The organism is Streptomyces sp. SM1 (assembly GCF_002910825.1).
Classification (GTDB): domain Bacteria; phylum Actinomycetota; class Actinomycetes; order Streptomycetales; family Streptomycetaceae; genus Streptomyces; species Streptomyces okerensis.
This window is the reverse complement of sequence record NZ_NEUB01000109.1, coordinates 1-267: the sequence shown is the minus strand read 5'-3', so window position 1 is coordinate 267 and position 267 is coordinate 1. Positions and strand designations below refer to the sequence as shown.

General features: G+C 74.5%; 1 protein-coding gene. It reads right to left on the bottom strand.

The features are described from left to right. Positions 1-267: O-antigen ligase family protein (locus B9S61_RS02250; protein WP_374936169.1), on the bottom strand; the 267-nt coding region annotated here is incomplete at both ends.

The window sequence follows — 267 nt, the reverse complement described above, 5'->3', positions numbered from 1 at the left end:
GGCGACGGCGGCGAGGCCCGTGAGCGCGGTGCCGGCCGTCAGTACCACCGCGGTGGAGCGCGGACTGCGCCACAGGGCGTACAGCAGCCAGCCGAAGGCCAGCACCGGCAGCACCATCCCGACAACACCCTGCTCGGCCGCCAGCTGGAGCGGCGCGGAGTGCGGCTTGCCGTCGGACAACGGCGACCGGACCGACGTGGTGCTGAGCTCCCCGAAGCGCCCCGGCCCCACCCCCAGGACCATGTGCTCCCGGAACATGCCGAGCGC